The sequence below is a fragment of the Pseudomonas sp. GM24 genome (assembly GCF_000282235.1).
In the GTDB taxonomy this organism is placed as follows: Bacteria; Pseudomonadota; Gammaproteobacteria; order Pseudomonadales; family Pseudomonadaceae; genus Aquipseudomonas.
This window is the reverse complement of the sequence record NZ_AKJR01000231.1, coordinates 1-6,984: the sequence shown is the minus strand read 5'-3', so window position 1 is coordinate 6,984 and position 6,984 is coordinate 1. Positions and strand designations below refer to the sequence as shown.

Sequence of the window (6,984 nt, the reverse complement as noted above, 5' to 3'; positions counted from 1 at the left end):
CTGAGTTCGACCGGATATCTCAGGTCGGTGTATCCGGAACATCCAACTCGGTCAGTCCCCTCTCCCTCTGGGAGAGGGTTAGGGTGAGGGCTCTTGGCACCGAAGCGCATACCGCTCAGCCAACGCCTGAATCCTCAGATCAACAGCACTCGCCAACGCCTGACTCGCCACCCGCAAAAAATTCAGATTGCCGCCGACCAAAGCTTTCTCAAGCCAATCGACCGCCTGATCAATCCGCCCCTCATCCGCTAAAACTGCAGCAAAACTGAACTGCCCACGAAAATCCCCAGCCTCGGCCGAACGCCGATACCAATCGCGCGCCGCAACCGGATCCGCCGGGCACTCCTGCCCTTCCTCCAGATAGCGCCCCAGCAGATTCATCGATTTCGCATGGCCCAATTCAGCCGCGCGCCGATACAGCGCCAACGCCTGTTGATGATCCACCGCCACTCCCCGCCCGGTCGCCAGCAGATTGGCGAGGTTGTACATCGCCCAATCCAGCCCGGCATTCGCTGCGATCCGGTAATGCTGCGCAGCAACCGATGCATCCGCAGCAACGCCCCAGCCATGCTCATGACAACGCCCGAGCATATTGCGCGCCATCAGATGCCCGCGCGCGGCAGCGATGCCGAACCAGCGCAGCGCCAGCGCTTGATCCTGGGCGATGCCTTGGCCGTCGAGCAGGATTTGTCCGAGCAACGCCTGCGCTTCAACTTCGCCCTCCCCCGCCGCCAGCAAAATCGCCTGCGCAGCACGGGCCGGACTTTCGCCGAGCATGGCGCTAAGTTGTTCGCCGTCGAGGACTTCCTCGCGGCGCAGCTGGAAACTCATACCTCGACCCAGCGCCGCAGCAAGTTGTGATAGGTGCCGGTGAGGCGGATCAGCGAAGGGTGATCAGGCAGGTCTTGAGTCAGTTGCTGAATCGCCCCGTCCATCTCGAACAGCAACGCGCGCTGGCTGTCTTCGCGCACCAGACTCTGTGTCCAGAAAAACGACGCATAACGCGCACCGCGAGTGACCGCATTGACCTTGTGCAGGCTGGTGCCCGGGTACAACACCATGTCGCCGGCCGGCAACTTCACCCGCTGGGTGCCATAGGTATCCTGGATTTCCAGCTCGCCGCCGTCGTAATCCGCAGGCTCGCTGAAAAACAACGTCGCCGACAGATCGGTGCGCACGCGCTCGATGCTGCCCTTGGGCTGGCGCACGGCGTTGTCGATGTGGAAATCGAAGCTGCCACCGGCCGTGTAACAGTTCACTAACGGCGGGAAGACTTTGTGCGGCAGCGCGGCGGACATGAACAGCGGGTTTTTCCACAACCGCTCCAGCATCGCCGCACCGATTTCCTTGGCCAACGGATGACCTTCTGGCAGTTGCAGATTGTGCTTGGCCTTGGCCGATTGAAAGCCAGCGGTGATCTTGCCATCGGCCCAATCGGCCTGCTCCAGTGCCTCGCGGATGCGCTGCACTTCGTCTTTCGCGAACAGCCCGGGGATGTGCAACAGCATGGCAATGACACCTGATGGCAAAGAGGCGGCAATGGTATTGATTCTTATTGTCCCTGTAAAACCCGAGAGACGAATGAACTGGCAAAAACCGTAAGGTTAAATTGTAAAGAATGTAAATTCAGTGCGAATAACAATGTTTCGCAATTGATACGAATACCTGTTTACCCTATATTCCGCCGCCTCAAATCCTTGGGGAGGGGAATAAAAATGGCACGTCAACACGCACAATTACCGGTCAGTTCACCACGTCTGCTCGCCTCTGCAATAGGTGTGGCAATCACCGCCGGCTCCGCTGGCCAGATGGTCTTCGCCGCGGAAAAAACCGACAGCAAAGCCGCCGGCAATGCCATCGCCCTGGACGCCACCGCCATCACCGGCGAAGCCCAGGACTCGACGTCCTACCAGGTCGAAAAAGCCTCCTCGCCCAAGTACACCGCGCCGCTGGTCGACACGCCGCGCTCGGTGACCGTTATTCCACAGCAGGTTCTGAAAGACACCGGCGCGCTGAACATGCAGGACGCGCTGCGCACCGTGCCGGGCATCACCTTCGGTGCCGGTGAAGGCGGCAACCCACAGGGTGACCGTCCGTTCATCCGCGGTTTCGACGCGCAGGGCGACACCTACCTCGACGGCGTGCGCGACACCGGTTCGCAGAGCCGCGAGATCTTCGCCGTGGAAAACATTGAAGTCAGTAAGGGCCCGAACTCTGCCATCGGCGGTCGCGGCGCGGCAGGCGGCAGCATCAACCTGGTGAGCAAGAAAGCCCACCTGGGCAACTCGTTCGATGGTGGTTTCACCTGGGGTTCCGATCAGACCCAGCGTTACACCCTCGACGGCAACTACCAGTTCAGCGACACCGCTGCTGGCCGTCTGAACCTGATGAGCCATGAGAGCAACGTCGCCGGTCGCGATAAAGTCGATTACGACCGCTGGGGCATCGCCCCGTCCCTGGCCTTTGGCCTGGGCACCGACACCCGCGTCAACCTCGACTACTACCATCTCGAAAGCAACGACACTCCGGATTCGGGCGTGCCGTACACCATTCCAACCGGCGGTTCGGCGGCACGTACCAAGTCCAATCCGGACAAACCCTACGCTGGCGGTGACCACAGCAATTTCTACGGTCTGGATCGCGACTTCCGCAAGGGCCGCACCGACACTGCGACCTTCGCCATCGAGCATGATCTGAGCGATTCGCTGACGATCAAGAACACCCTGCGCCACGGCAGCAGCATGCAGGATTACATCCTGACCCAGCCGGACGACAGCAAGGGCAACGTCAACAATGGCAGCCTCTGGCGTCGTGCCAATACGCGGGTGAGCAACACCGAAACCACCACCAACCAGACTGACCTGTTCGGCAATTTCTACGTCGCCGGCTTCAAGAACAGCTTCTCCACCGGCGTCGAGTACACCCGTGAGGAAAGCCAGAAGTCTTCGTATAACGTCAACACCGACACCACGCCGCGCACCAGCGCAGTGACCACTAACTGCAACCCGGGCCTGATCGGCGCAGCCAGTGGCTACAACTGCACCTCGCTGTCGAACCCGAACCCGAACGATCCGTGGAACGGCGCAATCTCGCGCAACTACGCCGGCACCGACACCCAGGCCAACACCTACGCGCTGTATGTGTTCGACACCCTGGAGCTGAACGAGCAGTGGCTGGTGAACATGGGCCTGCGTTACGACCACTTCGACACCGACTACAAGACCTACAACGCCGCTGGCACCACCACGTCCAAGGGCGATGACACCAGCGAGTTCGTCACCGGTCAGTTCGGCGTCGTCTACAAGCCTGCGGAAAACGGCAGCATCTACGCTTCCTACGCCACCTCGGCCACGCCACCGGGCAACACCTTGGGCGAAGGTCAGGAAGGCAACCCGTTGGGCGGCACCCCGGATCGCAGCGGCAACCTGCTGAGCAGCGACATGGAGCCGGAAACCACCAAGAACTATGAAATCGGCACCAAGTGGGATCTGCTCAACGATCGCTTGTCGCTGACCGCTGACATCTTCCGCACCGAGAAAGAAAACGCTCGTGTGCAAGTCGACACCACCTCGTACGAAAACGCCGGCAAGACCCGTGTGCAAGGTGTCGAGCTGTCGGCCAGCGGCAAGATCACCGACAAGTGGCAAGTGTTCGCCGGTTACGCCTTCATGGACAGCGAACAAGTCGATGGCGGTCCACTGGGCCGGGCCAACGATGGCAACGAGCTGCCTAACACGCCGAAAAACAGCGCCAGCCTGTGGACTACTTATCAGGTCACTCCGAAGCTGACCCTCGGTGGTGGCGCGTTCTATGTCGACGACGTCTACGGCAGCGTGGCCAATACGACCATGGTCGATTCGTATGTGCGTTACGACGCGATGGCGGCGTACAAGCTGACCAAGAACGTCGACCTGCAACTCAACGTGCAGAACCTGACCAACGAAACCTACTACGACAAAGCCTTCTCGACCCACTTCGCCAACCAGGCGGCGGGCCGTACGGCATTGTTGAGCACCAACTTCCACTTCTGACCCTGTAGGAGCTGCGGCACGCTGCGATCTGTTGATCTTGCTTTTGATTCTGAAAAAAAATCAAAAGATCGCAGCCTTCGGCAACTCCTACAAAAAACAGTGGGCCCCGTTCATTCAATTGAACGGGGCTTTTGTGCGTAAGAAAGAACGCTTCTCGATAACCCACGGCATAATGCGCGCCGTGAAGACAATTTCCGAATGGACGGCGAGTGACGTGTTGAAGAAAACCCTGTTCCAGTTGCACTGGTTTTTTGGCATCACCGCAGGCCTCGTGCTGGCGTTGATGGGCATCACCGGCGCGGCCTATTCGTTTCAGGACGAAATCCTGCGGGCGCTGAATCCTTCCGTTCTGCAGGTGGAAAAACAAGTCGCCGGCGTGCTACCGCCCGTCGAACTGGTCGAGCGCATCGAAGCCACGTCGGGCAAAAAGGTTTCGATGCTCTGGGTCGAAACCGACAGCGGCAACGCGGCGAAAGTCTTCTTCACCCCGCCCAAGGGTGAACGTCGCGGTGAGATGCGCTATTTCGATCCGTACACCGCCGACTTCATGGGCGATGCCGTCGGCCAGGATTTCTTCGGCCTGATGCTGCAACTGCACCGCTTCCTCGCCATGGGCGATACCGGCCGCAACATCACCGGCGCCTGCACGCTGATTCTGTTGTTCTTCTGCCTCTCCGGCCTGTACCTGCGCTGGCCACGTCAGTGGAACAGCTGGCGCGTGTGGCTGACGCTGGACTGGAAGAAAAAAGGTCGCGCCTTCAACTGGGATCTGCACTCGGTGGCCGGCACGTGGTGTCTGCTGGTCTATCTGCTGCTGGCGTTGACCGGGTTGTCGTGGTCGTATGAGTGGTACAACAAAGGCCTGACCAAATTGCTCTCCGACGCGCCGCAAAACGAGCGCGTGCGCGGTGGTCGCGGCCCGGCGCCGGAAGGCCCGGCACCGACCGCCGATTACGCAGCGATGTGGAGCAGCATCTACAGCGCCGCAGGTCCGGGTCTGGCCGCCTACAACATCCGTATGCCGGCCGTCGCTGGCCAACCGGCAACGGTGTTCTACCTGCTGGACAGCTCGCCGCATGATCGCGCGCTGAACCAGATCACCCTCGACCCGGCCACCGGCATCGTCAAACGCGTCGACCGCTACGCCGACAAGAGCTTCAAGGCGCAACTGTTGACCAGCATTTATGCGCTGCACGTCGGCAGTTATTTCGGTCTGGTCGGGCGGATCATCATCACGCTCGCGGCGGTGTGCATGCCGCTGTTTTTCATTACCGGATGGCTGCTGTACCTCGATCGTCGACGCAAGAAAAAGCAGATCAAGGATGCGCGCAAATGTCTCGCTCAACCGGCGGGCGATGCGTCGGCCTGGCTGATCGGCTTCGCCAGCCAGAGCGGTTTTGCCGAGCAACTGGCGTGGCAGACCGCCGGGCAATTGCAGGCCGCCGGATTGCCGGTGAAGGTACAGCCGCTGGCGAATGTCAGCGAGCAGGATTTGCGTGAATCGAACAACGCGCTGTTTGTGGTCAGCACGTTTGGCGACGGCGAAGCACCGGACAGCGCGCGCGGGTTCGAGCGCAAAGTGCTGGGCAAGGCGGCAACGCTCGATAGCCTGAATTACTCGGTGCTCGGCCTCGGTGATCGTCAGTATCAGCACTTCTGCGGCTTCGCCAAGCGACTGCATCAGTGGCTGAGCGAGCACGGCGGCAAGACCCTGTTCGCGCCGGTGGAAGTCGACAGTGGCGACCCGTACGCGCTGCGCCATTGGCAAACCCAACTCGGCCTGCTCACCGGGCAAGCCCCCATCGATACCTGGCAAGCGCCGAACTACGACAACTGGACGCTGACACGCCGCGAACTGTTGAACCCGGACAGCAGCGGTGCGCCGGTTTACTTGTTGGGCCTGAGCGCACCGAACACCAGCAGTTGGCTGGCCGGCGACCTGGTCGAAGTACTGCCACGCAACTGCCCGTGGGCCATCGAACACTTCCTCGACGGCCTCGGCATTCGTGGCGAGACCACAGTAAAAATCAACGGCCTCGACGAACCTCTGGAAGTCGCGCTGGCGTCGCGGCAATTGCCCGAGCACCGCGCACATCTGGTGGGTTTGCATGCGCAATCGCTGGTCGATGCGATGGTGCCGCTGGCCATGCGCGAATACTCGATCGCCTCGATTGCCGCCGACGGTGTGCTGGAGTTGATCGTGCGTCAGGAACAGCATGCCGATGGCACCCTTGGCATCGGTTCCGGTTGGCTGACCGAGCATGCGCCGGTGGGCGGCAGCATCAGTTTGCGGGTGCGGCGCAACAGTGGTTTCCATCTGCCGAACGAACCCGTGCCGATGATTCTGCTGGGCAACGGTACGGGTCTGGCCGGGTTGCGCAGCTTGCTCAAGGCGCGGATTGCCGATGGTCAACAGCGCCAGTGGTTGCTGTTTGGCGAGCGTAATCGCGAACATGATTTCCTCTGCCGCGCGGAGCTGGAAGAGTGGTTGATCAATGGCGATCTGGAACGGCTGGATCTGGCGTTTTCGCGGGATCAGGTGGAGAAGGTTTATGTGCAGGATCGTTTGCGTGAATCGGCTGATGAGCTGAAGAGATGGCTGGCGGAGGGGGCGGTTATTTATATCTGTGGCAGCTTGCAGGGGATGGCTTCGGGGGTTGATCAAGTGCTCAACGATATTCTCGGCAGCGCCGAAGTGGAGCGGTTGATTGAGCAGGGTCGATATCGGCGTGATGTCTATTAAAGAGCCCCTCACCCTAACCCTCTCCCGGAGGGAGAGGGGACTGATTGGGGGAGATTCACGCAATACGCCGACCTGAACGTCCCTCACCGAATCCATAATCGAGAAAGGCTTTGTGCTGATCTCATAATCAACTCGGTCTTTCAGGTCGACGTACCTCTTCAGACACCTCGATCGGCTCCCTCTCCCTCCGGGAGAGGGCTGGGGTGAGGG

General features: G+C 60.4%; 4 protein-coding genes. 2 read left to right on the top strand and 2 right to left on the bottom strand.

Annotation, left to right across the window (positions count from 1 at the left end; translation table 11 throughout):
- Positions 1-78: 78 nt before the first annotated feature.
- Both PMI23_RS24755 and PMI23_RS24750 read right to left on the bottom strand, forming a co-directional pair.
- On the bottom strand, positions 79-831 hold the full coding sequence (locus tag PMI23_RS24755) for a tetratricopeptide repeat protein (protein ID WP_007915303.1): 753 nt from the start codon (positions 829-831) through the stop codon (positions 79-81).
- Complete coding sequence (locus PMI23_RS24750; RefSeq protein WP_007915302.1) at positions 828-1,508, bottom strand: Fe2+-dependent dioxygenase; 681 nt, start codon at positions 1,506-1,508, stop codon at positions 828-830. Before PMI23_RS24750 ends, PMI23_RS24755 begins: the two co-directional genes overlap by 4 nt.
- 207 nt (positions 1,509-1,715) lie before the next feature.
- Here PMI23_RS24750 and PMI23_RS24745 point away from each other — a divergent pair, with 207 nt between their 5' ends.
- Positions 1,716-4,031: a TonB-dependent receptor gene (locus PMI23_RS24745; protein ID WP_007915301.1), complete on the top strand. Its 2,316-nt coding sequence runs from the start codon at positions 1,716-1,718 to the stop codon at positions 4,029-4,031.
- A 214-nt stretch (positions 4,032-4,245) separates the two neighbouring features.
- Positions 4,246-6,774 carry a PepSY domain-containing protein gene (locus PMI23_RS24740; RefSeq protein ID WP_042705030.1) on the top strand — a complete coding sequence of 843 codons (2,529 nt, stop codon included), beginning with the start codon at positions 4,246-4,248 and terminating at the stop codon, positions 6,772-6,774.
- Positions 6,775-6,984: the final 210 nt, after the last annotated feature.